The sequence below is a fragment of the Streptomyces sp. NPDC048506 genome, assembly GCF_040651315.1.
Lineage (GTDB): Bacteria > Actinomycetota > Actinomycetes > Streptomycetales > Streptomycetaceae > Streptomyces.
Genome location: NZ_JBEZIX010000005.1, coordinates 112,944 through 139,311 on the forward strand (window position 1 = coordinate 112,944; position 26,368 = coordinate 139,311).

Consider the following 26,368-nt stretch of genomic DNA (forward strand, 5'->3'; position numbering starts at 1 on the left):
CCCTTCATGACCGCCCGGCTGGCCGACATCGCAGCGCAGGCGGGTGTCAGCGAGGCCACCGTCAGCCGGGTTCTCAACGGGAAGCCCGGCGTCTCCGCCACCACCCGCCAGTCCGTGCTTGCCGCCCTCGACGTACTGGGCTACGAGCGCCCGGTACGTCTGCGGCAGCGCAGCGCGGGCCTGGTCGGGCTGATCACCCCCGAGCTGGAGAACCCGATCTTCCCCGCGTTCGCCCAGGTCATCGGGCAGGCGCTGACCCGCCAGGGCTACACCCCGGTCCTGGCGACGCAGACTCCGGGCGGCTCCACGGAGGACGAGCTGACCGAGATGCTGGTCGACCGAGGGGTGGCCGGCATCATCTTCGTCTCCGGACTGCACGCCGACACCTCCGCCGATATGCAGCGCTACGAGCAGCTGCGCGGCCAGGGCGTGCCGTTCGTCCTGATCAACGGCTTCTCCGACCGGGTGCAGGCGCCGTTCGTCTCACCGGACGACCGGGCCGCGGTGGACCTGGCCGTCACCCACCTCAGCGCGCTCGGCCACCGGCGGATCGGGTTGGCCCTCGGCCCCCAGCGGTTCGTGCCCGTCCAGCGCAAGATCGAGGGCTTTGTGCGGGCCATGCAGGAGCGGCTGGACATCGGTCCGGCCGAGGCGGAGCCGTACATCCAGCACTCCCTCTTCACCCTGGAGGGCGGGCAGGCCGCGGCGAGTGCGCTGATCGAGCGGGGCGCCACGGCCGTCGTGTGTGCCAGCGACATGATGGCGCTCGGGGCGATCCGGGCGGCCCGGCAGTGCGGGCTGGACGTCCCGCGCGACATCTCCGTCGTCGGTTTCGACGACTCCCCGTTGATCGCCTTCACCGACCCGCCGCTGACCACGATCCGTCAGCCGGTCACGGCCATGGGGCAGGCCGCGGTGCGCGCACTCCTGGAGGAGGTCGGGGGCACCCCGACGCCGCACAGCGAGTTCGTCTTCCACCCCGAGCTGGTGGTCCGCGGCTCGACCGCCTCGGTACCGAAGGCCGTCCGGATTCCCCGCCCGTTGCGCGCCACGTGAGGGCCGGCGGACCCAAGGGGTGTCTCCCCTAGGGCGCACCCCTCAGAAGTACGGCGGCGGTGTCCGTCTCAGGACCGATACAAAGGGTCGAATACCCGACCGAAGGATGATCGCCGGGACACCCCTTTCTGGCAGACTGTCTGCCTATGGGTGATGCGAACACGAGGACTCTGGACGGCCTGCCGACCACCCCGCCACCCAAGGGGGACGTTGCCGAGCAGCCGGAGGGCGAGGGCCGATTGGCCCGTCTGCGCTCCCCCCGCACCCCCCGGCTCTGGTTCGAGATCCTGCTGATCGCGGTCAGCTACTGGATCTACTCGATGATCCGCAACGCGGTGCCGGAGCAGAAGGCGAAGGCGCTGCGGAACGCCGACTGGATCTGGCAGGCGGAGCACGCCCTCGGCATCGCCGTCGAGCACACCGTCAACCACGCCGTGAACTCGGTGACGTGGCTGATCGTGTCGATGAACTACTACTACGCGACACTGCACTTCATCGTGACGATCGGGGTGCTGGTGTGGCTCTACCGCTGGCATCCCGGCCGCTACGCCGCGGCGCGGCTGGCCCTGTTCGCCACCACCGGCGTCGCGCTGATCGGCTACTACTTCTACCCGCTGGCGCCGCCCCGGCTGATGCCGGACGGCGGCTTCATCGACACCCTGATCGACCACGGGACCTGGGGCTCGATGGCGTCCGGCAACCTCGCCTCGATGTCCAACCAGTACGCGGCGATGCCGTCGATGCACATCGGCTGGTCGCTGTGGTGCGGCATCACCATCGCCCTGCTGGCCAAGCCGGTGTGGTGCAAGGTCCTCGGCATGCTCTACCCGACCGCGACCCTGCTGGTCATCGTCTCCACCGCCAACCACTTCTGGCTGGACGCGGTCGGCGGGATGCTCTGCCTGAGCCTGGGCTTCGGGTTGGCGTACCTGTGGTTCGGGGCGCTGCCGCACCGGATGACCCGCCATGCGTAGGGTGCGGTGACGAGCCGTCGGCCGGCGTGGGTGAGGTACCCGACCGGCCCGGCTCAGGCCCCGTAAAAGATCCGCTCCACCACGCCGCGGGCCCGCCGGGTGACCCGACGGTAGTCGTCGATCATCTCGCCGACGTGGCCCTCCTCGTAGCCGAGGTAGCGGCCCACCGCGGCCAGCTCCCTGCCGTCGACCGGGAAGGTGTCGCCGGGGCGGCCCCGGACGATCATCACCGCGTTGCGGACCCGGGCCGCCAGCACCCAGGCCTCGTCCAGGGTCTGGGCGTCCTCGGTGTCGATCAGCCCGGCGGCGTGTGCCGCGGCCAGCGCCTCGCGGGTGCGGGTGGTGCGCAGTCCGGGGACCTCCCAGCCGTGCTGCATCTGTAGCAGCTGCACCGTCCACTCGACATCGCTCAGACCGCCCCGGCCCAGCTTGGCGTGGGTGGTGGGGTCCGCGCCGCGGGGCATCCGCTCGGCCTCCATCCGGGCCTTGAGCTTGCGGATCTCGCGCACCGCGTCGTCGCCCAGGCCCTCGACCGGATAGCGCAGCGGATCGATCAGCTCGACGAACCGCTGCCCCAACTCCACGTCGCCGGCGACCGGTTCGGCGCGCAGCAGGGCCTGCGCCTCCCACACCAGCGACCACCGTCGGTAGTAGGCGGCGTACGAGGCGAGGGTGCGCACCAGCGGGCCCGACCGGCCCTCCGGGCGGAGGTCCGCGTCGACGACCAACGGCGGGTCGGAGGAGGGGAGTTCGAGCAGCCGGCGCATCTCGTTGGCGACCGCGTGGGCGGCCTTGGCGGCCTCGTGCTCGTCGGCGCCCTCGCGCGGTTCGTGCACGAAGAGCACATCGGCGTCCGACCCGTAGCCGAGCTCATTACCGCCGAACCGGCCCATCCCGATCACTGCGAAGCGGGTGGGCAGGGTGTCGCCCCACTGCTCGCGGACCGCGGCGCGCAGCGCACCGGCGAGGGTGGCGGCGTTGAGGTCGGAGAGCGCGGAGCCGACCGCGTCGACCGAGTGGCCGTGGTCGGTGTCGGCCGGGTTGGACTCCGTGCCGTACGCGCCGATCACATCCGCCGCGGCCGTACGGAACAGCTCCCGGCGGCGCACCCCGCGGGCCACCGCGACCGCCGTCTCCGCCCCGTCCGCACGGCCCACCGCGGCCAGCACCTCCTGCTCCAGGGCGGCGCGACTGCGCGACTGGAGCCCGTCGGGGGCGCCCAGCAGGGCCACCGCTTCGGGGGCGCGCAGCAGCAGGTCCGGGGCGAGTCGGCCGGCCGAGAGCACCCGGGCGAGGTTCTCGGCGGCGGCGCCCTCGTCCCGCAGCAGCCGCAGGTACCAGGGGGTCTTGCCGAGGGCGTCGGAGACCTTGCGGAAGTTGAGCAGTCCGGCGTCCGGGTCGGCGGAGTCCGCGAACCAGGCCAGCAGCACCGGCAGCAGGGTCCGCTGGATGGCGGCCTTACGGGTCACACCGGACGCCAGCGCCTCCAGGTGGCGCAGCGCGGCGACCGGGTCGGCGTAGCCGAGCGCTTCGAGGCGGTGGCCGGCGGCCTTGGCGGAGAGCCGGGCCTGGCCGGTCTCCAGATGGGCGACGGCATCGAGCAGCGGACGGTAGAAGAGCTTCTCGTGCAGCCGTCGCACCTCCCTGGCGTGCCACTTCCACTCCTTGCGGAGGGTGTCGACCGGCTCGGTCCGCAATCCCAACGACCGTGCCAGGCGCCGGAGTTCACCCTCATCTTCGGGCATGAGGTGGGTCCGGCGCAGCCGGAAGAGCTGGATACGGTGCTCCAGAGTGCGCAGAAAGCGGTAGGCGGCGTCCAGGGCGGCGGCGTCCTGCCGTCCGACGTAGCCGCCGGCCGCCAGCGCCGCCAGCGCGTCCAGGGTCGTGGCGCTGCGCAGCGTGGCGTCGCTGCGGCCGTGCACCAACTGGAGCAGCTGGACGGCGAATTCGACGTCGCGCAGCCCGCCGGGGCCGAGCTTGAGCTCCCGCTCGATCTGCGCGGCGGGGATGTTCTCGACGACCCGGCGGCGCATCTGGCGCACGTCGGTGACGAAGTTCTCCCGCTCGGCGACCTCCCACACCATCGGCGCCAGCGCGTCGACGTACTCCTGCCCCAGGCCCAGGTCGCCGGCCATCGGGCGGGCCTTCAGCAGCGCCTGGAACTCCCAGGTCTTGGCCCAGCGCTGGTAGTAGGCGAGGTGGCTGCTGAGGGTGCGCACCAGCGGGCCGTTGCGGCCCTCGGGGCGCAGGTTGGCGTCCACCGGCCAGATCGTGCCCTCGGGCGTGCTGTCCGAGCACACCTGCATCATCCGGGCGGCGAGCCGGGTCGCGGCCTGGAGCGCCTTCGCCTCGTCGACGCCGTCCTTGGCCTCGGCGACGAAGATCACGTCGACGTCCGAGACGTAGTTCAGCTCCCGGCCGCCGCACTTGCCCATGCCGATGACCGCCAGCCGGCACACCGCGGCGTCGCCGGGCGCCTCCTCGTAGCAGATCTCCAGGGCGGCCCGGATCGTGGCGGTGGCCAGGTCGGCGAGCTCCGCGGCGGCCTCGGCGACGTCGGTCGTGCCGCACACATCGCGGGCGGCGATGCCCAGCAGGGCCCGGCGGTAGGCGGCGCGCAGCGCGTCCGCACGCGGCCGGCCGGCGCCCCGCTCACCCCAGATGCCGTCGGCGAGGGCCTGCTCGAACTCGGGCGTGGTGGGATGCAGGTCGACCGACTCGTAGGTGACCAGCGACTGCCAGTCCGCCGGGTGCCGAGCAAGGTGGTCGGCGAGCGCCTCGGAAGCGCCCAGCACCCCCAGCAGCCGGTCACGCAGCGGTTTGGCCGCGACGACGGTGCTCAGCAGGGTCTGCGGCTCGTCCGGCGGCAGCGCGTCCACCAGCCGGACCAGGCCGTGCAGCGCCAGGTCCGGGTCCGCGGTGACGCCGAGCGCCTCCAGCAGCGCCGAGTCCTCGCGCACGGGGGCGAGTTCGGGGGTGTCGAGCAGCCCCGCGGCTGCCGAGGGGTCGGTGAAACCGTGCCTCAGCAGCCGGGTGAAGGTGCTGCTCCGCCGTCCCTGCGGAGCGGGTAGTGCCATGGTCCAGCCTCTCGGTGGCGCGGTGGCTCAGAGCACGGGCAGCATCTTGCGCAGCTCGAAGGCGGTGACCTCGGAGCGGTACTCCTCCCACTCCTGCTTCTTGTTGCGCAGGAAGAAGTCGAAGACGTGCTCGCCGAGGGTCTCGGCGACCAGCTCGCTGCGCTCCATCAGCTCGATGGCCTCACCGAGGTTCTGCGGCAGCGGCGCGATGCCCATCGCCCGGCGCTCCGAGTCGGACAGCGCCCAGACGTCGTCGTCGGCGCCGGCCGGCAGCTCGTAGCCCTCCTCGATGCCCTTGAGACCGGCCGCGAGCAGCACGGCGTAGGTCAGGTAGGGGTTCGCGCCGGAGTCGATCGAGCGCACCTCGACCCGGGTCGAGCCCATCTTCCCCGGCTTGTACATCGGGACGCGGATCAGCGCGGAGCGGTTGTTGTGGCCCCAGCAGATGTACGAGGGTGCCTCGCCGCCGGCGCCCGCGGTGCGGTTGGCCCCGCCCCAGATGCGCTTGTAGGAGTTGACCCACTGGTTGGTCACGGCGGAGATCTCCCCCGCGTGCTTGAGCAGTCCGGCGATGAACGACCGGCCCACCTTGGAGAGTTGGTACTCCGAGCCGGACTCGTGGAAGGCGTTCCGGTCGCCCTCGAAGAGCGAGAGGTGGGTGTGCATACCGGAGCCGGGGTGCTCGCTGAACGGCTTCGGCATGAACGTCGCCTGGACGCCCTGCTCCAGCGCCACCTGCTTCATGACCAGCCGGAACGTCATGATGTTGTCCGCGGTGGAGAGCGCGTCGGCGTACCGCAGGTCGATCTCCTGCTGGCCCGGGGCGCCCTCGTGGTGGCTGAACTCCACCGAGATCCCCATCGACTCCAGCATCGTGATCGCCTGCCGGCGGAAGTCCATGCCGACGTTCTGCGGGGTGTGGTCGAAGTAGCCGGACGAGTCGGCCGGGCGCGGCCGCGAGCCGTCCACGGGCTTGTCCTTGAGCAGGAAGAACTCGATCTCCGGGTGGGTGTAGAAGGTGAACCCCAGGTCGGAGGTCTTCGCCAGGATGCGCTTGAGGACGTAGCGCGGGTCGGCGTAGGAGGGCGAGCCGTCCGGCATCAGGATGTCGCAGAACATCCGGGCGGTGCCGGGCGCCTCGGCGCGCCAGGGCAGGATCTGGAACGTGCCGGGGTCCGGCTTGGCGATCATGTCCGATTCGTACACACGGGCGAATCCCTCGATGGCCGAGCCGTCGAACCCGATGCCCTCGTCGAAGGCCTGTTCAAGCTCGGCGGGGGCCACCGCCACGGACTTGAGGAACCCGAGTACGTCGGTGAACCACAGCCGTACGAAACGGATGTCGCGCTCCTCCAGCGTGCGGAGCACAAACTCCTGCTGCTTGTCCATGGGTCACCAATCCTTGCAGGTCAATCGGCCTGTCCACGCACGTTGATCGCGTGCGTGGCACACCAGTATCACGTGAGGGGGTTACCGTCACATTACGCACCCTTGGCCTGAATCAGAACCGCCGTCCCGTAACCCTCGCCACAGATGTTTTCCCGCGGCGAGCCAGCTCAGCGCGGCGGGCGCCGACAATCAGGGGGCTTGGCCCAGTCTTGAAGGGGCCCTGAGGGGTCGTTGACCCGGTGTTGAAGGGATCGTTCCTTGCCGTTCCCGGGGTGGTGCCGGACCGTGAACGGCCCGGCACCGGTTCAGGGAATCACCGCCGCGCCCCGCCCCGTCCCCGACAGGTCCAGCACCGCCTGCACCACCGACTCCGGCACGTCGGCCATCACCAGATGGCCGGCCGGTGCGGCGACCGCGAACCGGCCGCCCAGCTCGGCGGCGAGCGCCCGCTGCCGCTCCAGCCAGCGCAGTTGCCCGGCCGTCTCGCTGCCGTCGTACGCCGCCAGGACCGTCACCGGGACCTGGGGCATCGGGCGCTCCGGGCGCAGCGCGACGAGCTCGGCGGCCTGGTAGGGGTAGGTCGCGTTCTCCAGGACACAGGCGCGCACGACCCGGCTGGTGCGGTAGCCGGCCCGCTCCCACGGGTGCGGGGGATGGTTGCCGACGGTCGAGGCACGGCCTATCAGGCGGCGGGCGGCGGGTCCCAGGACGCGCGGCAGGCCGGCGGCGGACAGGGCGCCGGCCAGCCCGCCGGCCCAGGCCGTCCGCACCGTGCGGGGCAGCCGGGGCCGCGGGTCCTCCTCGATGCTGCCGTCGACGAGGACGAGACCGGCGCAGCGGTCCGGGTGCAGCCGGGCGAACGCCTCGGCGTGGAATCCGGCGAGCGAGTGGCCGACGACGGTGGCCGGGCCGGCGTGGCCCAGCGCGTCGAGGAGGCGCGCGATCCGGTCCGCCTCGGCGGTGAGCGTCGGGGGCTCCGGCGTCGGGGCGCTCAGGCCGAGGCCGGGGCGGTCGAAGCGGACGACGGTGCGGTACGGGGCGAGCAGCGCGGCGACCGCGTCCCAGTCGAACCACGCCATCCCGAGGCCGCCGCTGAGCACACAGACCGGGCCGCTCCCCTCGGTCACGACGTGCAGCGGCACCCCGTCGACGCGCAGGAAACGGCCGGGGGCGGGGAGCGGGGGGAGGTCTCGGCTCATCGGTCTCCTTCTCCTTCTCCGGCGGTTCCGGCTTGTGGTGCTCCGGTTTGTGGTGCACCGGCTTGTGGTGCTCCAGTTTGTGGTGCTCCGGCATCGTCCCCGGCGGCTCCGCCCCCGGCCCGCTTCCGGCGCCGGGGTGGCCCCGAGCGCGCCACACAGCCGGCGAGCACGGCGACGTAGGCGGCGACCAGCAGGACCTGGAGGCGTTGCCCGGCGCCGAGGGCCCAGCTGCCCTGGCCTGCGGTGAAGGCCGCGACGGAGGCCAGCGTCCAGGTCGTGGCCGCGAGTTCGGCGAGCACCAGCGGCGGCCCGAAGCGGCCCAGCGCCGGCCAGCGGTCGTGGCGCCGGGCGGCGAAGGTCAGCAGGACCAGCGCGGCGAGGGCGCCGACCATCGCGGCGGAGCTGCTGACCGCGTGCGCGGTGTGGGTGGCCGGCACCAGCCCGGCGGTCTCCCGGGCGGCGCAGACCGGATCGCTGGTCGGTGCGCAGCTCAGCGGCAGCCGGGAGTCGACCGCGGTGGCCGCGCCGAAGAGCGCCAGCGCGGCCCAGCCGGCCGTCGCCCAGGGCCTGCGCTCCGTCGTCAGCAGCGCGGTCACCGCACCGGCCAGCACCAGCAGTCCGGCGACCAGGTCGGTGGCGCGGAAGAGGCCGCCGAGCGGCTGGTCGGCGGCGGCCAGCTCGCTGACGTACGCCCGGACGGGGTCCAGGCCGGTGGCGAGCACCAGCTCCAGCACCCATGCGGTGTACGCGACCGCGCCGAGCAGCAGCAGGGCGGCGGCCGCCCGGCCGGGGGCGACGCGGGAGACGGTACGGCGGGTACGGGTCACGGACATCCAAGCGCTCGGGGACCGGCCGATCCGGGCTCCTCCGGCGTGCCGGGACCCCGGCGCGCCGGAGACGCGGAAGGCCCAGGATAGGCAGGCATCACTCCGTTCGGCGGACGGTGCGGGAGGCTGATACCCCTCGGGGGTAGTGTTCCCACGGCAGCGCCCTCAGGGCGCCCGCCAGCACGTCGTTCCGTCGAGAGGTACGCGATGCGTGAACAGGCCAAGGCCGCCGCCCGGTGCGGCCGGCCGCTGCCGTTCACCGCGCCGGTCGGCGGCCTCGTCACGCCCCCCGGTACAGCGGCTCCTCGCACCCGGCTGCTGCGCGGCCTGTGGCCAATATCCACGCCGCCGCGTCCCTAGTTCTCCTCCCGACTGTCGGTGCTGCGCGTGCAGGAGCGCCCCTCCGCCGACGCCCTGGAGTGCGCGGCAGTGCCCCCTCACCGACCACACCGCCCCATCGACATCGCCAAGAGGTGCTTTCCCTATGCGTACGCACTCCCGCCGCGCCGTGCTCGGCGCGGGTCTCGCCGCCGCCGGAAGCGGGCTGCTGTCCTCCCGTTCCCCCGCATCCGCCGACCCGAACGACAGGTACGGCGGGCACCCCTCCCACGGCTCACCCGGTTCGCACGGCCCGCGCCACGACGACGTTCCGGCCGGCTACGTCACCCCCGACGGCCCGGAGGTCGTCGACTGCGAGCGCAACCGGAGAGGGGGCTCCGTACGACGCTTCTCGCTGACCGCCGCCGAGACCGAGCTCGACCTGGGCGGCCTGACCGTCAACACCTGGGCGTACGGTGACCGGCTGCCCGGCAAGGAGATCCGGGTCACCGCGGGCGACCAGATCGCCCTGACCCTGCACAACCGCCTCCCGCAGGACACCACCGTCCACTGGCACGGGCTGCAACTGCGCAACGACATGGACGGCGTCCCCGACGTCACCCAACGGGCCGTCAAGCCCGGCAACTACTTCGACTACCGCTTCACGGCCAGCACGCCCGGTACCCACTGGATCCATCCGCACGTCGGAGTGCAGCTGGACCGCGCGCTGTACGCACCACTGATCGTCGACGACCCCGATGAGCCGCTGTCGTACGACAAGGAGTGGATCGTCCTGATCGACGACTGGCTCGACGGAGTCGACGGTGTGACCCCGGACGACGTCCTGGACGAGCTGAACAAGGACAAGCCCGGCGGGGCCATGGGCCACGGCAGCATGCAGCTGGGTCGCAAGCGCCGCACGGGTCACGGGTCCGCGGCCGCCGCGGCCCTGCTGCACCGGCACACCACGAAGAAGCGGGCCGACGACTCCGACGACGACCGCTACGAGATCAATGTGGAGCATCCGTTCCACCTGATCAACGGCCGGACGTCGAGGGACCGCGAGACCTTCCGCGCCAAGCCCGGTGACCGCATCCGGATCCGGATCATCAACGCCGCCGCCGACACCGCCTACCGGGTCGCGCTCGGCGGCCACAAGATGATCGTGACGCACACCGACGGCTTCCCGGTGGAGCACCGCGAGACCGACAGCCTGCTGATCGGCATGGCCGAGCGCTTCGACGTCCTGGTCACGGCCAAGGACGGCGTCTTCCCGCTCACCGCGCTCTCCGCGGGCAAGCCCAACCTCACCGCGCAGGCCCTCCTGCGGACCGGCGGCGGCGAGGCACCCGACCCGAAGACCCGCCCCAAGGAGCTGCGCAGCGGGGGGTTGAGCGCCGACAAGCTCAAGGCCGACGAATCGGTGCTGCTCGAAGACCGCAGCCCCGACCGCGAGATCAAGATGGAGCTCACCGGCACCATGGACAAGTGGGACTGGGCGATCAACGGCAAGCCGTACACGCCGTCGCAGCGCTACCCCGTGAGGGAGGGGGAGCGGGTGCGGATGACCTTCGAGAACACGACCACGATGTGGCACCCGATGCATCTGCACGGGCACACCTTCGGGATGCCCGACGGCGGCCCCCGTAAGGACACCACGATCGTCCTGCCAGGCAAGAAGCTCTCCGTCGACTTCGACGCCGTCAACCCCGGCCTGTGGATGCTGCACTGCCACAACATCTACCACTCGGAGTCGGGGATGATGACGGTCGTCGGCTACCGGTCACCGAAGTCGTCGAAGTGACCCGAGGCGCCGCACCGCCTCCCGGCGGGTGGCCCGCGAGCGATCCCGCGGGCCACCCCCCGAACTCTCGCGGAGCAGGCGGGGACCCTGCTCGCTTCCGCAGCACCGCCGACACGACTCCGACCCCCATTGCGTCAGAAAGACGATTACACTGGCGGGGTGCCTCAACTTCGTCTCGCCCTCAATCAGATCGACTCCTGCGTCGGCGATCTCGCCCAGAACGCCGAGACGATCGTGCACTGGACCCGGCACGCCGCCGACCAGGGCGCCCACCTCGTGGCGTTCCCCGAGATGGCGCTGACCGGCTACCCCGTCGAGGACCTCGCGCTGCGCCCGTCGTTCGTCGAGGCGAGCCGCACCGCGCTGCGGACGCTGGCCGCGCGGCTGGCCGCCGAGGGCCTGGGCGAGCTCCCGGTGGTCGTCGGCTACCTCGACCGCGGCGAGCAGGCCGCACCGCGCTACGGACGCCCCGCCGGCGCCCCGCAGAACGCCGCGGCCGTCCTCCACCGCGGCGAGGTGGCGCTGTCCTTCGCCAAGCACCACCTCCCCAACTACGGCGTCTTCGACGAGTTCCGCTACTTCATCCCCGGCGACACCCTCCCCGTCATCCGGCTCCACGGCGTCGACATCGCGCTCGCCATCTGCGAGGACCTGTGGCAGGAGGGCGGGCGGGTGCCCGCGGCCCGTTCGGCCGGCGCCGGGCTGCTGCTGTCGGTCAACGCCTCCCCGTACGAGCGCGACAAGGACGACACCCGTCTGGAGCTGGTCCGCAAGCGGGCCCAGGAGGCCGGCTGCACGACCGCCTACCTCGCGATGATCGGCGGCCAGGACGAGCTGGTCTTCGACGGCGACTCGATCGTCGTGGACGCGGCCGGCGGGGTGATCGCGAGGGCACCGCAGTTCGCGGAGGGCTGCGTGCTGGTCGACCTCGACCTGCCGGCAGCGGCGCCCGAACCGCCGTCCGGCGTCCTGGACGACGGTCTGCGCGTCGACCACCGCACCCTCTCCGCCGACCCGCTGCCGCGGTACGCCCCCGAAACCCTCGGCGGCGAGGCCGAACGCCTCGACGACATCGAGGAGATCTACACCGCGCTGGTCGTCGGCCTGCGCGCGTACGTCGCCAAGAACGGCTTCCGCAGTGTGGTGCTGGGCCTCTCCGGCGGGATCGACTCCGCCCTGGTGGCCGCCCTCGCCTGCGATGCGCTGGGCGCCGGCCAGGTGCACGCGGTGGCCATGCCGTCGCGCTACTCCTCCGACCACTCCCTCTCCGACGCCGCCGAACTCGCCCGCCGCACCGGCCTGTCCTTCCGCACGGTGCCGATCGGCCCGATGTTCGACGCCTACATGGAGTCCCTCGCGCTCACCGGGCTCGCCGAGGAGAACCTCCAGTCCCGGCTGCGCGGTACGACGCTCATGGCGATCTCCAACCAGGAGGGCCACCTGGTCCTCGCGCCGGGCAACAAGTCCGAGCTGGCCTGCGGCTATTCGACGCTCTACGGCGACTCGGTGGGCGGCTACGGCCCCATCAAGGACGTCTACAAGTCGGTCGTCTACCAGCTCGCCCACTGGCGCAACCAGGCCGCCGCCGACCGGGGCCAAACCCCGCCGATCCCGGAGCACACCCTCACCAAGCCCCCGAGCGCCGAGCTCCGTCCCGGCCAGGTCGACACCGATTCGCTCCCCGACTACGACGTCCTCGACCGCATCCTTGCGCTCTACGTCGACCAGGACCGCGGCCGGGAGGAGATCGTCGCCCAGGGCTTCGACGAGCCCCTGGTGACCCGGGTGCTGCGGATGGTCGACCACGCCGAGTACAAGCGCCGGCAGTACCCCCCGGGCACCAAGATCTCCGCCAAGGGCTTCGGCAAGGACCGCCGTCTGCCGATCACGAACCACTGGCGCGAGGGGAGCTGACCCCGTCCGCCCCCGCGGCCGCGTCGGCCTCTGCGCTGCGCGCCACGATGCGGGAGCCGTCCTGCGCGCCCCGGTCCAGCAGCCCGGCCACCACCGCGACGGCCAGGCCGAGCGCCGCCAGCACCGCGCCCACCAGGGTCGGCGACGTCCAGCCCCAGCCGGCGGCGAGCGCGAGGCCGCCGGCCCAGGCGCCGCCCGCGTTGGCGAGGTTGAAGGCGGACTGGTTGGAGGCGGCGGCCAGGGTGGGGGCCTGCTGGGCCTTGTTCATGACCAGCATCTGGAGGGGGGTGGTGGTCAGGAAGCCGACCGCGCCGACCAGGACGACGGTGACCAGCGCGGCCCACTTCACCTGGGCGGTGAAGTGGAAGACGGCGAGGACCAGGGCGAGGGCGGCCAGCGAGCCGTAGAGGGTGGGGCGCAGGGCGCGGTCCGTGAGGGGGCCGGCGGCCAGCGTGCCGAGGGTCATGCCGATGCCGAAGAGGGCGAGGACCAGCGGCACCGAGCCCTCCGCGAAGCCGGTGACCTCGGTCATCATCGACGCAAGGTAGCTGTAGACGGCGAAGATGCCGGCGAAGCCGAAGACGGTGGTGAGCAGGCCGAGCAGCACCTGGCCGTCGGCGAGGGCGCGCACCTCGCGGCGGAGGCCGATGTGCTCCTCGGCAGGCAGCGGCGGGATCAGCCGCGCCAGGGCGGCCATGGCGACCAGGCCGATGGCGGCCACGATCAGGAAGGTGGCGCGCCAGCCGAGCTGCTGGCCCAGCAGGGTCGCGGCGGGGACGCCGATGATGTTGGCGATGGTCAGGCCGAGGAACATGGTGGCCACCGCACGGGCCTGACGGCCCTCGCGCACCAGCCGGGCGGCGACCACCGCGCCGACGCCGAAGAACGCGCCGTGCGGCAGGCCGGCCAGCAGCCGGCCGGCGATCAGCAGGCCGAAGCCGGGGGCCAGGGCGGAGGCGAGGTTGCCGACCGTGAAGACCGCCATGAGCAGGACGAGCATGCGCCTGCGGGGGATGCGGGATCCCAGGGCGGTCAGGAGCGGGGCGCCGATGACGACGCCGAGGGCGTAGGCGGAGACGAGGTAGCCGGCGGTGGGCACGGACGTGCCCAGGTCGTCCGCGACGTTGGGCAGCAGGCCCATCATCACGAATTCCGTGGTGCCGATACCGAAGGCCGAGATCGCGAGCGCGAGCAGAGCCAAGGGCATGGAAGACCGGGTCCTTTCAGGACGTTCCGTAAAGGAGCATGCGCTAAGTTCTCTTACGAAACAAAGTCTGGCAGGCCCAGTGTTCCGCCGCGGGAACGGGGCGTTACGCGCACGCGTCCGTTCCCGCCGTCTCCGGTCCGGGCGCGGCTCGTCAGATCTTGACGGTGGCCGCGACGGGCAGGTGGTCACTGCCGGTCGACGACATCACCCAGGCCTTGACCGGGTCCATGCCCTTCATCATGATCTGGTCGATCCGGGCCATCGGGAACGACGCCGGCCAGCTGAAGCCGAAGCCGTCGCCCGCGGCACCCTGGGCGGAGCGCATCTGGGAGGTGACCGGCGCCAGCGAGCGGTCGTTCATGGTGCCGTTGAGGTCGCCGAGCAGCATGACCTTCTTGACCGGGTCGGCGGCGATCGCCTCGCCCAACGCCGCGGCGCTGCCGTCACGCTGGTTGGCGGTGAAGCCCGCCTCGACCTTGACCCGTACCGACGGCAGGTGCGCGACGTAGACGGCGAACTGCTGGCCGTCGGCGGCGGTGACGGTGGCGCGCAGCGCGCGGGTCCAGCCCATCTTGATGTCCACCGGCCCGGCGTCGGTCAGCGGACGCTTGCTCCACAGGCCGACGGTGCCCTGCACGGTGTGGTACGGGTACGCCTTCGCCAGACCCTGGCGATAGGTGGGCAGCGCCTCGCCGGTCAGCTCCTCCAGGGCCACCACATCGGCGCCGGACGCCACGACGTCCCTGGCGGTGGCCGCCGGGTCGGGGTTGCCGGCGTCGACGTTGTGGGTGACGACGGTGAGGTTCCCACCGGTACCCGCCTTGTCGGTGAGCTGTCCGGCAAAGAGGTTGAACCAGGCGAAGACCGGCAGGACGAGGGCGACCAGCGCGGTGGTGGAGCGGCGCAGCACCGCGGCGAGGAACAACAGGGGGAGGCACAGGCCGAGCCACGGCAGGAAGGTCTCCAGCAGACTGCCCAGGTTTCCCACGGTGTTGGGGATCCTGGCGTGCAGGATCATCATCAGCCCGAGGAGCACGGCGAGCACCGCGAGCACGATGCCGCGCCGCCACATCCCTTCCGGGCGCCACCAGTTCCGCAGGCGTTCGGCCCGGGAACCGGCCCACTCGGACCCCTGTCCCTGTCCCGGCTCCGTCATATATGCCTGCGCCATGTAGCTGTCCTCACTGCCTGCTCCGGTGCGCCTCGCCTGTGGTCCACGACCCTAGGCGATGGCCGTAATGCACTTTCTTAGATCCGAAGTGCGCCTTCTCGGATGTGAGGACGGCGCGGCGGCGGGTCGGGGTTCCGGTCGGCGGGTTCGTGACGGCCGCTGTGACAGAACGGGCATGGTCCGGTCATATGACCCAGTGTCCGGGGAGTCGACGGGGGCGGGCCGCTGCCGGGCCAACTCACCGGCGCGGTGGGCGCGTTCGGCCCGCGGGCTCAGCCCGCGGCGGCCTGCGGCCGGGGCCGTACGCCTTCCAGGACGGTGTCGACGATGTCCTCCGCGAGCCCCTCGGGCATTTCCCTCCACTCGTGGAGGATGGCGTGGGCCAGCATCGGGCCGACGAAGAGGTCGGCGATGGTCTCCAGGTCGCGGTCGGTACGGATCTCACCGTTGGCCACACCGCGCCGCAGCACCGCCAGGAGCGCCTCGTGGCGGGCCCGTACGACCGCGTCGTGGTACTCGGCCCACAGTTCGGGCTGGGCCTGGACGTGGCTGACGACCGTGCGCAGCAGCGCGGAGCTGCGCTTGGCCAGCCCCCGGCGGCGCAGGAACTCCAGCAGCGAGACCAGGTCGTCGCGCACCGAGTCGCCGTCCAGCTGCGGGCTCTGGTCGTCCAGCGACCGCATGACGTCGAGCATCAGGGCGTTCTTCCCGGACCAGCGACGGTAGACCGTGGCCTTGCCCACACCGGCCTCGCGGGCGATCCGCTCCATGGACAGCTCACCTATGGAGACCCCGTCCTCGATCAGGCACAGCACGGCCTCGATGATGGCGGAGTCGGCGGCGGCGCTGCGCGGCCGACCGCGGCGTTCGGCGGTCACCGGTCCCGGCCGCGCCACGACCTCCGACGCCTCGGGGTGCTCCGCCGCCCGGCTCATCGTGCTGCGCCCGCCTTCCGTTCGTCGTACGGCTCCGCCGACTGCGGCGCCGGTCCCATTTTGCCCGGCAGGAATGCCAGCACGACCAGGGCCCCGAGCACCGAGACGGCGGCCGAGCCGAGGGCGGTGACGTGCATGGCGTGGACGAAGGCGCGGTCGGCGGAGCCGATCAGTGACCGGCCCGCGACGCCCATCCGGTCCGCGAGGCCGAGGGTGGCCTCGATGGACTCGCCGGCCGCCTGCTGGGCCGCGGTGGGCACGCCGGGCAGCCCGTCGAGCCTGGGCTGGATGCCGTCGCGGTAGGTCGTGGACAGCAGCGAGCCCAGGACGGCGACCCCGAGGGTGCCGCCGACCTGCCGGAAGACGTTGTTGAGCGCCGAGCCGGAGCCGGCCTTCTCCCGCGGCAGCGACTGCATGATCGTGACGGTGACCGGCGGCATGATGTGCGCCATCCCGGCACCCTGGAGGAAGAACAGCACCTCCATGACCCAGATCGGGGTGTCGATGTCCAGCAGCAGCATCCCGGTCATGGTGGCGGCCACCACCAGCATGCTCACGGTGCACACCGCGCGGGCGCCGAAGCGGTCCACGGCGAGCCGGGCCCGCGGCGCGAAGATCATCTGGGCGGCGGCCAGCGGCAGGATCAGCAGGCCGGCCTGGAGCGGGGTGTAGCCGCGCACGCTCTGCACGTAGAAGACGATGAAGAACGTGACGCCCATCAGCGAGAAGAAGACCAGCGCGATGGCGGCGATGGCGGCGGAGAACGCGGGCTTGCGGAAGTAACCGATGTCGATCGACGGGTGGTCGCTGCGCTTCTGGTGCACCACGAACCCGGCGAGCACCGCCAAGCCGCCGGCGATGGTGCCGAGCACCCGCGGGTCGGTGAAGTCGGCGAGCTGGCCGCCCTTGATGATCCCGTAGACCAGCAGGACCAGCCCTATGACGGACAACAGCACCCCGACCGGGTCCAGCCGGCCGGGGCTGGGGTCCTTGGAGTCGGGCACCAGGATCAGCATCGCGGTCAGCGCGATCAGCACGATCGGGACGTTGACCAGGAAGACCGAGCCCCACCAGTAGGCGTCGAGCAGCAGACCGCCGGCGATCGGGCCGATCGCGATGGCCAGCCCCACCCCGCCGGCCCAGATGCCGATCGCCCGGGGCTGCTCGTCGCGCTCGAAGACGTTCATCAGGATGGCGAGGGTGGCCGGCATGACGAAAGCGCCGCCCAGGCCCATCACGGCGCGGAAGGCGACCAGCTGGGTGGGCGATCCGGCGAACGCGGCGAGCACCGAGCCGGTGCCGAACACCGCCAGCCCGAAGAGCAGCACCTTCTTGCGGCCGAGGCGGTCGCCGAGCAGTCCGGAGGTGAACAGCAGGCCGGCGAAGACCAGCGTGTAGGCGTTGATCGCCCACTCCAGCTCACTCTGGGTGGCCCCGAGGCCGTGGGGGGCCGGGGTGGCGATCGTCTTCATGGCGACGTTGAGGATCGAGTTGTCCAGCACCACGATCAGCAGGCTGAGCATGAGCGTGGACAGGATCGCCCAGCGGCGGCGGTGGATGCGTTCGGGGACCTGCCGCGCCGGTGGTCCGCCCGGAGCGGCGGAGGGGATGGGTGAGGTGGCCATGTCGACACCATACGCGCTTTATCGATACGGACCCGTTCCGTATCGGAACTTTGCCGACACGATACGGAACCAGCCGGACATCGGGAGCGCTCGGGAAGCTCCTGGAGCCCTCCCCTTTTCCTTTGTGTGCGGGCCATGCCAGCATGGTGGGGAGTCCGGGGACACCGTCAGGGTGCCTCGAGATGACGAACAGGAGCCGTCACCATGACGCAGCTTTCGCCTGCCCAGAAGCCGGTCCCCAAGTCGCTGTACGGGGGCACGAGTTCACGCCGGATCACCGTCCGGGACATCGCCGCCGCCAAGGAGCGCGGCGAGAAGTGGCCGATGCTCACCGCGTACGACGCGATGACCGCCTCCGTCTTCGACGAGGCCGGCATCCCCGTACTCCTCGTCGGCGACTCGATGGGCAACTGCCACCTCGGCTACGAATCCACCGTGCCGGTCACCCTGGACGAGATCACCATGCTCTCCGCGGCGGTCGTCCGGGGCACCAAGCGCGCCCTCGTCATCGGCGACCTGCCGTTCGGCACGTACCAGGAGGGCGCGGTCCAGGCACTGCGCAGCGCCACCCGGCTGGTGAAGGAGGCCGGGGTCGGCGCCGTCAAGCTGGAGGGCGGCGAGCGCTCCGCCGACCAGGTCGAGCTGCTGGTCTCGTCCGGCATTCCGGTCATGGCACACGTCGGACTGACCCCGCAGTCGGTCAACGCCTTCGGCGGCTACCCCGTCCAGGGACGCGGCGAGGAGGCCGCCCAGCAGCTGCTGCGGGACGCCAAGGCGGTGCAGGACGCGGGCGCCTTCTCGGTGGTCCTGGAGGCCGTACCCGCCGAGCTGGCCGCCGAGGTCACCCGATCGCTGCACATCCCGACCGTCGGCATCGGCGCCGGCCTGGAGTGCGACGCCCAGGTCCTGGTGTGGACGGACATGGCCGGCATGACCGCGGGCCGGGTACCGAAGTTCGTCAAGCAGTACCTCGAAATGCGCGAGCTGCTCGGCGGCGCCGCGAAGGCGTTCGCGGAGGAGGTCGTGGGCGGAACGTTCCCCTCGGCGGAGCACACCTTTCACTAGGCCTTGGCGGCCGGCGTTCTCCCCACGTTGTCGGCTGGCCCGCCGTGGCCTGGCGGCCGGCGCTCGCCCCCACGTAGTTGGCTTTCCCGCCGTGGCGCCTGCGGCGGGCTGTGCCGCTGCGCGGGGCTGTTCGCTACGGGTGCGGTCCTCCGGGGTAGGGGTGTGGGACTGCTTCGCTTTACGTCCCACACCCCTACCCCTCCGGCCCCCACCCTCCCGTGGGTGGGAGGGAAGAAGGCCGGTGGGGGCTCGCACGAGTGGTCCCCCATTCGCAGTGAACTGACAGGGCCCGCCCCCACCGGCCTCTCACCACCCACTCACGGGAGGGGACGGGCCGGAGGGGCAGGGTGTCCGGACGTAAAGCGAAGCAGTCCGGACACCCTGCCCCGCAGGCCCGTCACCGCACCCAACAACCCACGCCCGCCGCAGGCGCAACGCCGACCAACCACCACGGCGGGAAAGTCGACAACGTGGGAACAGCGCCGGCCGCCAGGCCACGGCGGGAAAGCCAAAAACGTGCGGGTCAAGCCAAGCGCAGCGATTTGTCGGTGGGATGTCGGCGCGCTGTCGGTGGCGGCTGGCACCTTGGGGGCATGACGCGACAGACGATGACCGCCAGGGGCGGGAACGCCGTGGAGGTGCGCGGTCTGGTCAAGCACTTCGGAGAGGTCAAGGCCGTCGACGGGGTGGACCTGGACGTGAAGGAAGGCACTGTGCTGGGCGTGCTCGGCCCCAACGGCGCCGGCAAGACGACGCTCGTACGCTGCCTGTCCACCCTCCTGGTGCCGGACGCCGGACGCGCCGTGGTGGCCGGCTTCGACGTGGTGCGCCAGCCCCGGGCACTGCGCCGCACGATCGGCCTCACGGGGCAGTACGCCTCGGTGGACGAGAAGCTCTCCGGCTGGGAGAACCTCTACATGATCGGGCGGCTGCTCGATCTGTCCCGCAAGGAGGCCCGCCGGCGCGCGGACGAGATGCTGGAGCGGTTCTCGCTGACCGAGGCCGCCAAGCGCCCCGCGGCCAAGTACTCCGGTGGCATGCGCCGCCGGCTGGACCTCGCCGCCTCGATGATCGGCCGTCCGGCCGTGCTCTACCTGGACGAGCCGACCACGGGCCTGGACCCGCGCACCCGCAACGAGGTGTGGGAGGAGGTCCAGCGGATGGTGCGCGAGGGCGCGACGGTGCTGCTGACCACCCAGTACATGGAAGAGGCCGAGCAGTTGGCGAACGAGCTGACGGTCATCGACCGCGGCCGGGTGATCGCCGAGGGCCGGGTCGACGAGCTGAAGGCCAAGGTCGGCGGACGGACGCTACAGATCCGGCCGACGGACCCGGGCGAACTGGACCGGATGGTCGGCGCCATCGCGCAGGCCGGTCTGGACGGCATCGCGGGCGCCACCGCTGACCACGACGGGGGTGTGGTCAACGTACCGATCATCAGCGACGAGCAGCTGACCGCGGTGGTCGGGATGCTCGGCCAGCGGGGCTTCGCGCTCGCCGGGATATCCACCCATCTGCCCAGCCTGGACGAGGTGTTCCTGGCCATCACAGGCCAGAAGGCCTCCGACGCCGCGGACGCGGTGCGGGCCGACGGGGTCGAGGACGAGCGTTATGCGGAGGTGTCGGCATGAGTACGGCGACGATGACGGCGCCGACGGTGAAGCCCGGCGCCGACGAGGGACGGATCGGCCTCCGCGCCAACCTGCGGCACATCGGCGCCCTGGTGCGCCGGAACGCGCTCCAGATCAAGCAGGACCCGGAGTCGATGTTCGACGCCCTGCTGATGCCGATCGTCTTCATCCTGCTGTTCACCTACGTCTTCGGCGGCGCGATCGCCGGCAAGGGCAACCAGCACGAGTACGTCCAGCGCCTGGTGCCCGGCATGATGGCGATGATGGGCATGAACATCGCCATGGCGGTGGGCACCGGCGTCAACGAGGACTTCCGCAAGGGCGTGATGGACCGCTTCCGGACGATGCCGATCGCCCGGTCCTCGGTCCTGATAGCCAAGATCGTCGTGGAGGTCGGCCGGATGCTGATCGCCACCGCGATCCTGCTCGGCATGGGCTTCCTGCTCGGCCTCGAAGTCCGCGGCAGCGTGCTGGAGTTCCTCGCGGCGATCGTGCTCTCCACGGCCTTCGGGGCCGCGTTGATGTGGATCTTCATCCTGCTGGGCCTGTCGGTGAAGACCCCGCAGGCCGTGCAGGGCATCGCGATGCTGGTGCTGATGCCGCTCCAGTTCGGCTCGTCGATCTTCGCGCCGACGACGTCGATGCCCGGCTGGCTGGAGGGCTTCACCAAGGTCAATCCGCTGTCCAACCTGGCGGACGCGGCCCGGGCGCTGATCAACGGCCACGGTGCGGTGGCGCACCCGACGCTGGTCACCCTCGGCTGGGCGGTCGCCATCACGGCGATCACGATGCCGCTCGCGGTGTCGCGGTTCCGCAAGAAGACCTGACGGACTGACGCACGTCCCACGGGGGCTTCCCGTGGGACGGTCCTTCGCCCGGCTCGCGTCAGACTCGCGTCAGATGAGGGCGGTGGCCTCGTCGAGGGTGAGGCCACCGCCTTCGGTGTACGCGCGGGCGTACGCCGCATCGCCCAGCACCGCCCGCACCACCGCCTCCGTACGGACCCGGTCGTCGCGGATGATCAGCGCCGGGACGTGGCTGGTGGCCCGCAGGGCGTCGTACGCCCCGACCAGGCGGGCCGCGTCGGCGGCCGCCCCCTCGCCCCGCACCGCCATCAACGTCCGGGCACCGGTGAGGAGTTGGAGCACCGGCAGGTCCGGGGCGACCATCTCGGCCAGCGGGTCCCGCATCATCGCGAGGGCCGCCCGGTAGCGTGCCAGCAGCCCTTCGTCGCGGTGCCCGTCGTCCAGGTCCAGCGAGATCAGCGAGGTCTCCAGGATGCCGACGAAGAGGTCCGGGGCGCGCGGGGCGAACACCTCCCGCACCGCTTCCAGGTGCACCCGGGCCTCGGCCCGCCGGCCGGTCATCCCCAGTCGCATGGCGAGGGTCAGCCGGGCGAACGGCTCGGTGTCCCGGCCGCTGTTGCCCTTCGCGGCCTCGGCCAGCACCTCCCGCAACATCCGTTCACCGGCCTCCCCCTGCCCGTCCTCGATCAGCACGCCGCCCAGCCGGCAGCGCAGCAGCAGGGTCTGGCCGTGCGCGCCCAGCTCCTCGGCGTGCACCATCGCCGCCCGGTAGTCCTCGGCCGCCAACTCGTAAGCACCGCGCTTCTCATGGCTCTCACCGCGCCCCGACAGCGCCTCGGCCGCGCCCCAGGCGTCGCCGACCCGCAGGAAGATCCGCAGCGCCTCGTCGGCGTCGTGGGCCGCCTGCGGCAGCCCGCCGGGACGGTCGTTGAAGACCTTGGAGCGCAGTTGCAGGACGTAGGCGAGCTCCCAGTCGTAGCCGAGGTCGCGGCAGGCCCGTACCGCGCCGTCGATCAGCTCCGCCAGGTCGTCGAACCGCCCGGTGAGCAGCACCGCGTAGTGCCACATCACCCCGGGGACCTTGCAGGTCTGCGGCAGGCCGATGCGGTAGGCGGCGAGGATGCCGGCGAGCTCCTCCTGCATCGCGGGGTCGCCCAGCGCCGCGATGTCGCTGTCCAAGCTGGAGAGCGCGACCAGGCGGGCCTCGCGGCGGGCCTCCATCAACTGCTCGGGGGCCATCGGCGGCGGTCTGTCGATGGGCCGCTCGGACAGCGCGGGGGCCGGTTCGACCGGTTTCAGGAAGGGGTTGGGGCCGAGCTCGGAGACCGCGGCGGCCCAGTGGCGGGCGTCGCTGCGGTGGTCGCGCAGCGACCAGAACCACTGGAGGGACAGCACCAGGCACAGCGCCTCGTGCTCGTCACCGGCGGCGACGGCGCGGCGCAGCGCGGTGCGCAGGTTGTCGTGCTCCAGCTCCAGCCGCTCCATGCCGGGGCGCTGGGCGGGGCCGCGCAGCAACGGGTCGGTGGTCCGGGCCAGTTCGCGGTAGGCGACGAGGTGACGGCGCTCGGTGTCGGCCCGCTCCCCCGCCTCGTCCAGCCGCTCCGCGGCGTACTCCGCCACCGTCTCCAGCAGCCGGTAGCGCATCTGCTCCGGTGCCGGCACCGCCACCACCAGCGATTTGTCGATCAGCGAGCCGAGCAGCCCGGCCACCTCGTAGCTCGCGACGCCGTCGCCCGCGCACACCGCCTCCGCGGCGGCCAGGTCGCAGCCGCCGGCGAAGACGGACAGCCGGCGCAGCACCGCCCGTTCGGGCGCGTCGGTCAGGTCCCAGGACCAGTCCACCACCGCGCGCAGCGTCTGCTGCCGGGGCAGCACGGTGCGGCTGCCGTTGGTCAGCAGCCGGAAACGGTTGTCGAGCCGGTCGGCGAGCTGACGCGGGGTCATCAACCGGAGCCGGGCGGCGGCGAGTTCGATGGCCAGCGGCAGTCCGTCCAGCCGGCGGCAGATCTCGGCGCAGGCCGCCTGCGTCTCGTCGTCGGCCTCGACGCGGAAGCCGGGGCGGGCGGCGGCCCCGCGGTCGGCGAGCAGCCGCACCGCGACCGGGTCGGGCAGCGGCTCGACCGGTCGCAGCATCTCGCCCGGCACGGCCAGCGGCTCGCGGCTGGTGGCCAGCACCGTCACGCCGGGGCAGTCGGCCAGCAGCCGCTCGGCGAGTTCGGCGGCGGCGCCGATCACATGCTCGCAGTTGTCGAGGAGCAGCAGCATCCGGCGCCCCGCGCAGTGCTCGGCGAGCCGGCCCAGCGGGTCCAGCGCGGTCGGGTCGGTGGCGGCCCGCAGCCCTTCGGCGGTGCTGCCGCGGACGACGGTCTCGCGGGCGCCGAGTGCGGTGAGCACCGCCTCGGGCACGGTCTGCGGATCGTCGACCGGCGCCAGCTCGGCCAGCCAGACGCCGTGCTGCCAGGCGTCCGGCAGCGCGGCGGCGGCCGACTCGGCGGCCTCCTGCGACAGCCGGGTCTTGCCGGCGCCGCCGGGACCGAGCAGCGTCACCAGCCGGTGCTCGGCCAGATCGGACCGTATCGCCGCGAGATCGATGTCCCGGCCCACGAAGGAGGTCAACCGGGCGCGGAGGTTGCCGGGGCGGGCCCGGGTGGGCGCGGGCGCGGCGGCCGGGGGCCGGACCGGTTCGGTTGCCGGGGCGAGCAGCTCGGCGTGCAGGGCGCGCAGCTCCGGCCCCGGATCTGCGCCGAGCCGGTCGACGAGGCCGGTGCGTATCTCCTCGTAGGCCGCCAGCGCCTCCGCGGTACGACCCGCCGCGCGCAGTGCGCGCAGCCGCAGTGCCTGCAACGGCTCGTCGAGGGGGTGGTCCTGGCACAGCGCCGCGAGGGTCGGCAGCGCCCGGTCGGCCCGGCCGAGTGCGAGGTCGGCGGCGAGCCGGAGGCGTTGGGCGTCCAGCCGACGGCTCTCGGCTCGGGCCGCCTCCACTCCGGCGTCCGGGAGGTCGACGAGGGCGGGGCCGCGCCACAGCGTCAGCGCCTCGTCGAGCAGTTCGGCGGCGCGGGCCGGGTCCGCCGCGGCGAGCGCCCGGCCGCCGTCCGTGGCGAGCCGTTCGAAGCGGTGCAGATCGACGGCGTCGGGCTCGGCGCACAGGCGGTAGCCGCCGTCGACCGAGGCGACGGCGGCATGGCCCAGGGCCCGGCGCAGCCTGCCGACCAGCGCCTGGAGCGCGCCGGCGGCGTCCGCGGGCGGGTCCATGCCCCATACGTCGGCGATCAGCACGTCCGGGGGGAGTGTGCGCCCCGGGCGCAGCGCGAGGGCGGTGAGCAGCGCACGCAGGCGCGCACCGCCGAGGGCGACGGCGGTGCCGTCGGTTCGGTCGGCCTGGGTGGTGCCGAGAATTCCGTAGCGCACCGGCCCATTGTCGTCCAGGGCGGGAGTCGTTCCGCCACCGAGTTCCGTCCGCGCGGGCGGCGGGGCCGGGGACGGCCGCCGGCGTGCGGGCAGAAAGGGGCCCCGGTACCGAGCCCGTGGCTCGGTACCGGGGCCCGTTCCTTTTACCTCTCGTCGTCGCCGTGGCCGTGGCCGTCGGCAACGCTGTTGTTGCAGCCCATGGACGAGCCCATCTTGGTCGACTGGGCACCCGGCGCGCCCTCGCCGCCGAGCGCGTTGCCCAGCACGCCGTTGAGGATCCCGACCTCACCGAGGACGTCCACGTTCAGGTCGTGCGAGCGGCAGGAGCTGCCCGACTTGATCATCCATGAATCGCCGCCCCTCTTGCCCTCCATCTTGCCCTCCACGCCGTCGGCGTGAGCGGCGCCGGCGCCGAAGAGACCGACCGTGCCGAGGGCCGCGAGTACAACAGCAGCCTTGCGAAGCTTGCGCATTTCTTCTCCGGTAAGTTGAGCCGATGCGATCAGTAACTGATCGACTTCGTACAGTGATGGAAGGCTAATACGGATATATCGCGCAGTTCTAAGCGACGCGCCGCATTCCCCGACAGCCGCCGACGGACGCCACTCCGGAGGCCCTGCGCCCCGAGCGGGTTGCGGCACCACGAAGGCGCCGGCCGACCGCGCCGGCCGCCGGCGCCCGGTCCGGGCCCGGCCCCAACGACCGGGCCCGGGACCGGCGAACGCGCGGCACGGACATCGGAACGCACCGTTGTCGGGGCGTGTGATTATGGGGCTGGTTCGACCCGCGCATGGGAGGGAAGGGGCAGCCTGGTGACTGCGACGACGACGGCCCGATCCGAAAAGCGGGGGATCAGCCCCCTGTTCCTCGCCTTCGTGGCGATCATGCTGGTGTCGGGGTGGGCCGTGTGGAGCCGGACGCTGGCGGCGAACACCGGGTTCGCCGTCTTCCTGTTCGTGGTGTCCGGCTGGGTGGTGTCACTCTGCCTGCACGAGTACGCGCACGCCCGCACCGCGCTGCACAGCGGCGACCTGACGGTGGAGGCGAAGGGGTACCTCCAGCTCAATCCGCTCGCCTACAGCCACGCCCTGCTCAGCATCGTGCTGCCGGTACTCTTCGTGATCATGGGCGGTATCGGCCTGCCGGGCGGCGCCGTCTTCATCGAGCGGCATCGCATCCGGGGCCGCTGGCGGCACAGCCTGATCTCGGCCGCCGGTCCGCTGGTGAACCTGGTGTGCGTAGTGGGGCTGTTGCTCCCCCTGGGGCTCGGCTGGCTCGACACGGCGCCGGTCGAATTCCAGGCCGCACTCGCGTTCCTCGGCTTCCTGGAGGTGACCGCGACGCTGCTCAATCTGCTGCCGGTGCCCGGCCTGGACGGCTACGGCATCGTGGAGCCCTGGCTGCCGCCCGGTCTGCGGCGGCAGGTGGCGCCGTTCGCGCCGTTCGGGCTGCTCGCGGTCTTCGGGCTGCTGTGGGTGCCGGAGGTCAACCGCGTGTTCTTCGACGTGATCTACGGCCTGATCCGCGCCCTCGGGACGCCTCCGGAGTTGGCCGCCATCGGGGACAGCCTCTTCCGCTTCTGGCAGTAGGAGGCCGTCCGCGGGCCCTGGTGGTTGCCCCGGCTCAGCCGGTCACCTCGGCCCGCTGTTCCCGCTCCAGCTTCGCCCGGCGCAGGTAGAACCACGCCATGTTGCTGGAGACACCGGCCAGCAGGATCCAGACGATGCCGACGAAGCTGCCTGCCGCGAAGGAGACGACGGCCGCGACGACGGCGAGGACGCAGACGGCGAGGGCCATGAGGGCGAGTCGGGGCATGGGGTCGGCTCCTGTACGGGGGATCGGACAATCCCTCCCAGTGTCCCCCATGCCCCAGCGACGCCGGCACGCCCCCGCCCTCCGCGGGCGGGGCGGCGGAAAACCCCGCCGGTGGGACGGCCGGCACCGTGGGGGGACGCCCCGTGC

The 26,368-nt window shown here is 72.2% G+C and carries 19 protein-coding genes; 8 read left to right on the plus strand and 11 right to left on the minus strand.

Annotation, left to right across the window (positions count from 1 at the left end; translation table 11 throughout):
• The first annotated feature begins 6 nt into the window (after nucleotides 1-6).
• Entirely contained in the window at nucleotides 7-1,056 is a 1,050-nt protein-coding gene (locus AB0C96_RS05430; protein WP_362913932.1) for a LacI family DNA-binding transcriptional regulator, read from the plus strand.
• 146 nt (nucleotides 1,057-1,202) lie between these two features.
• Nucleotides 1,203-2,030 carry a phosphatase PAP2 family protein gene (locus AB0C96_RS05435; RefSeq protein ID WP_362913934.1) on the plus strand — a complete coding sequence of 276 codons (828 nt, stop codon included), beginning with the start codon at nucleotides 1,203-1,205 and terminating at the stop codon, nucleotides 2,028-2,030.
• Between the two features lie 53 nt (nucleotides 2,031-2,083).
• On the opposite strand, the gene AB0C96_RS05440 is transcribed toward AB0C96_RS05435, so the two are convergent.
• From AB0C96_RS05440 to AB0C96_RS05455, 4 genes are all read right to left on the minus strand, one after another.
• Nucleotides 2,084-5,107: a bifunctional [glutamine synthetase] adenylyltransferase/[glutamine synthetase]-adenylyl-L-tyrosine phosphorylase gene (locus AB0C96_RS05440; protein ID WP_362913936.1), complete on the minus strand. Its 3,024-nt coding sequence runs from the start codon at nucleotides 5,105-5,107 to the stop codon at nucleotides 2,084-2,086.
• 27 nt (nucleotides 5,108-5,134) lie between these two features.
• Entirely contained in the window at nucleotides 5,135-6,496 is a 1,362-nt protein-coding gene (gene glnA, locus AB0C96_RS05445; RefSeq protein WP_362913938.1) for a type I glutamate--ammonia ligase, read from the minus strand.
• 305 nt (nucleotides 6,497-6,801) lie between these two features.
• Nucleotides 6,802-7,695: an alpha/beta hydrolase gene (locus AB0C96_RS05450; protein WP_362913940.1), complete on the minus strand. Its 894-nt coding sequence runs from the start codon at nucleotides 7,693-7,695 to the stop codon at nucleotides 6,802-6,804.
• Nucleotides 7,692-8,528 (minus strand): DUF998 domain-containing protein, encoded by an 837-nt coding sequence (locus AB0C96_RS05455; RefSeq protein WP_362913942.1) that lies wholly within the window; start codon nucleotides 8,526-8,528, stop codon nucleotides 7,692-7,694. The genes AB0C96_RS05450 and AB0C96_RS05455 overlap by 4 nt, the downstream gene beginning before the upstream one ends.
• Before the next feature lie 478 nt (nucleotides 8,529-9,006).
• Between AB0C96_RS05455 and AB0C96_RS05460 the strand changes: the two genes are divergently transcribed.
• Nucleotides 9,007-10,644: a multicopper oxidase family protein gene (locus AB0C96_RS05460; protein ID WP_362913944.1), complete on the plus strand. Its 1,638-nt coding sequence runs from the start codon at nucleotides 9,007-9,009 to the stop codon at nucleotides 10,642-10,644.
• 159 nt (nucleotides 10,645-10,803) lie between these two features.
• Nucleotides 10,804-12,558 (plus strand): NAD+ synthase, encoded by a 1,755-nt coding sequence (locus AB0C96_RS05465; protein ID WP_362913946.1) that lies wholly within the window; start codon nucleotides 10,804-10,806, stop codon nucleotides 12,556-12,558.
• On the opposite strand, the gene AB0C96_RS05470 is transcribed toward AB0C96_RS05465, so the two are convergent.
• From AB0C96_RS05470 to AB0C96_RS05485, 4 genes are all read right to left on the minus strand, one after another.
• Nucleotides 12,530-13,765: an MFS transporter gene (locus AB0C96_RS05470; protein WP_362913948.1), complete on the minus strand. Its 1,236-nt coding sequence runs from the start codon at nucleotides 13,763-13,765 to the stop codon at nucleotides 12,530-12,532. The genes AB0C96_RS05465 and AB0C96_RS05470 overlap by 29 nt on opposite strands.
• Nucleotides 13,766-13,916: 151 nt before the next feature.
• Nucleotides 13,917-14,936, minus strand: coding sequence for an endonuclease/exonuclease/phosphatase family protein (locus AB0C96_RS05475; RefSeq protein ID WP_362913950.1), 1,020 nt, complete (start codon nucleotides 14,934-14,936; stop codon nucleotides 13,917-13,919).
• Between the two features lie 272 nt (nucleotides 14,937-15,208).
• Nucleotides 15,209-15,871 (minus strand): TetR/AcrR family transcriptional regulator, encoded by a 663-nt coding sequence (locus tag AB0C96_RS05480; RefSeq protein WP_362913952.1) that lies wholly within the window; start codon nucleotides 15,869-15,871, stop codon nucleotides 15,209-15,211.
• Complete coding sequence (locus AB0C96_RS05485; RefSeq protein WP_362913954.1) at nucleotides 15,868-17,496, minus strand: MFS transporter; 1,629 nt, start codon at nucleotides 17,494-17,496, stop codon at nucleotides 15,868-15,870. The genes AB0C96_RS05480 and AB0C96_RS05485 overlap by 4 nt, the downstream gene beginning before the upstream one ends.
• A gap of 204 nt (nucleotides 17,497-17,700) precedes the next feature.
• Here AB0C96_RS05485 and panB point away from each other — a divergent pair, with 204 nt between their 5' ends.
• From panB to AB0C96_RS05500, 3 genes are all read left to right on the plus strand, one after another.
• Entirely contained in the window at nucleotides 17,701-18,561 is an 861-nt protein-coding gene (gene panB / locus AB0C96_RS05490) for a 3-methyl-2-oxobutanoate hydroxymethyltransferase (protein ID WP_362913956.1), read from the plus strand.
• Between the two features lie 593 nt (nucleotides 18,562-19,154).
• Entirely contained in the window at nucleotides 19,155-20,192 is a 1,038-nt protein-coding gene (locus AB0C96_RS05495) for an ATP-binding cassette domain-containing protein (protein WP_362913958.1), read from the plus strand.
• Entirely contained in the window at nucleotides 20,189-21,019 is an 831-nt protein-coding gene (locus tag AB0C96_RS05500; RefSeq protein WP_362913959.1) for an ABC transporter permease, read from the plus strand. Before AB0C96_RS05495 ends, AB0C96_RS05500 begins: the two co-directional genes overlap by 4 nt.
• 69 nt (nucleotides 21,020-21,088) lie before the next feature.
• Here the strand turns inward: AB0C96_RS05500 and AB0C96_RS05505 are convergent, their stop codons facing one another.
• Nucleotides 21,089-24,406: a BTAD domain-containing putative transcriptional regulator gene (locus tag AB0C96_RS05505; RefSeq protein ID WP_362913961.1), complete on the minus strand. Its 3,318-nt coding sequence runs from the start codon at nucleotides 24,404-24,406 to the stop codon at nucleotides 21,089-21,091.
• Between the two features lie 143 nt (nucleotides 24,407-24,549).
• On the minus strand, nucleotides 24,550-24,879 hold the full coding sequence (locus tag AB0C96_RS05510; protein ID WP_362913963.1) for a hypothetical protein: 330 nt from the start codon (nucleotides 24,877-24,879) through the stop codon (nucleotides 24,550-24,552).
• A gap of 339 nt (nucleotides 24,880-25,218) precedes the next feature.
• Between AB0C96_RS05510 and AB0C96_RS05515 the strand changes: the two genes are divergently transcribed.
• Nucleotides 25,219-25,995, plus strand: coding sequence for a site-2 protease family protein (locus tag AB0C96_RS05515; protein ID WP_362913965.1), 777 nt, complete (start codon nucleotides 25,219-25,221; stop codon nucleotides 25,993-25,995).
• A gap of 34 nt (nucleotides 25,996-26,029) precedes the next feature.
• On the opposite strand, the gene AB0C96_RS05520 is transcribed toward AB0C96_RS05515, so the two are convergent.
• Entirely contained in the window at nucleotides 26,030-26,221 is a 192-nt protein-coding gene (locus AB0C96_RS05520) for a hypothetical protein (RefSeq protein WP_362913967.1), read from the minus strand.
• Nucleotides 26,222-26,368: the final 147 nt, after the last annotated feature.

Coding starts and splice junctions, on each gene's coding strand:
- AB0C96_RS05500 (WP_362913959.1), top strand. CDS start 20,189: ATGAGTACGGCGACGATGACGGCGCCGACGGTGAAGCCCGGCGCCGAC.
- AB0C96_RS05475 (WP_362913950.1), bottom strand. CDS start 14,936: ATGGCGCAGGCATATATGACGGAGCCGGGACAGGGACAGGGGTCCGAG.
- AB0C96_RS05510 (WP_362913963.1), bottom strand. CDS start 24,879: ATGCGCAAGCTTCGCAAGGCTGCTGTTGTACTCGCGGCCCTCGGCACG.
- AB0C96_RS05520 (WP_362913967.1), bottom strand. CDS start 26,221: ATGCCCCGACTCGCCCTCATGGCCCTCGCCGTCTGCGTCCTCGCCGTC.
- AB0C96_RS05480 (WP_362913952.1), bottom strand. CDS start 15,871: ATGAGCCGGGCGGCGGAGCACCCCGAGGCGTCGGAGGTCGTGGCGCGG.
- AB0C96_RS05495 (WP_362913958.1), top strand. CDS start 19,155: ATGACGCGACAGACGATGACCGCCAGGGGCGGGAACGCCGTGGAGGTG.
- AB0C96_RS05470 (WP_362913948.1), bottom strand. CDS start 13,765: ATGCCCTTGGCTCTGCTCGCGCTCGCGATCTCGGCCTTCGGTATCGGC.
- AB0C96_RS05460 (WP_362913944.1), top strand. CDS start 9,007: ATGCGTACGCACTCCCGCCGCGCCGTGCTCGGCGCGGGTCTCGCCGCC.
- AB0C96_RS05435 (WP_362913934.1), top strand. CDS start 1,203: ATGGGTGATGCGAACACGAGGACTCTGGACGGCCTGCCGACCACCCCG.
- AB0C96_RS05430 (WP_362913932.1), top strand. CDS start 7: ATGACCGCCCGGCTGGCCGACATCGCAGCGCAGGCGGGTGTCAGCGAG.
- AB0C96_RS05450 (WP_362913940.1), bottom strand. CDS start 7,695: ATGAGCCGAGACCTCCCCCCGCTCCCCGCCCCCGGCCGTTTCCTGCGC.
- AB0C96_RS05455 (WP_362913942.1), bottom strand. CDS start 8,528: ATGTCCGTGACCCGTACCCGCCGTACCGTCTCCCGCGTCGCCCCCGGC.
- AB0C96_RS05485 (WP_362913954.1), bottom strand. CDS start 17,496: ATGGCCACCTCACCCATCCCCTCCGCCGCTCCGGGCGGACCACCGGCG.
- panB (WP_362913956.1), top strand. CDS start 17,701: ATGACGCAGCTTTCGCCTGCCCAGAAGCCGGTCCCCAAGTCGCTGTAC.
- glnA (WP_362913938.1), bottom strand. CDS start 6,496: ATGGACAAGCAGCAGGAGTTTGTGCTCCGCACGCTGGAGGAGCGCGAC.
- AB0C96_RS05440 (WP_362913936.1), bottom strand. CDS start 5,107: ATGGCACTACCCGCTCCGCAGGGACGGCGGAGCAGCACCTTCACCCGG.